1 rRNA gene is annotated in these 522 nt (G+C 56.7%); it reads right to left on the bottom strand.

Features of this window, described 5'->3' with window-relative positions:
* Positions 1-522: ribosomal RNA gene (locus Q6350_RS15315) — 23S ribosomal RNA — on the bottom strand; the annotation flags it as partial.

Below are 522 nucleotides of genomic sequence, written 5' to 3'. Positions count from 1 at the left end.
CCGGCATTCGGAGTTTGGTTGACGTCAGTAACCTGGTAGGGCCCATCGGCCATCCAGTAGCTCTACCTCCGGCAAGGAACGCGTGACGCTGCACCTAAATGCATTTCGGGGAGAACCAGCTATCACGAAGTTTGATTGGCCTTTCACCCCTAACCACAGGTCATCCCCTCAGTTTTCAACCTAAGTGGGTTCGGTCCTCCACGCCGTCTTACCGGCGCTTCAACCTGCCCATGGCTAGATCACTTCGCTTCGGGTCTAGACCCGGCGACTGAATCGCCCTGTTCGGACTCGCTTTCGCTACGGCTTCCCCACACGGGTTAACCTCGCCACCGAGCACTAACTCGCAGGCTCATTCTTCAAAAGGCACGCCGTCACCCCCACCAGGGAGGCTCCGACGGCTTGTAGGCACACGGTTTCAGGTACTATTTCACTCCCCTCACGGGGTACTTTTCACCGTTCCCTCACGGTACTGATCCGCTATCGGTCACTAGGTAGTATTTAGGCTTAGCAAGTGGTCTTGCC

The sequence above is a fragment of the Isoptericola sp. b515 genome (assembly GCF_030588125.1).
GTDB classification, from domain to species: domain Bacteria; phylum Actinomycetota; class Actinomycetes; order Actinomycetales; family Cellulomonadaceae; genus Isoptericola; species Isoptericola sediminis.
This window is presented reverse-complemented; position numbering and strand designations above follow the sequence as displayed.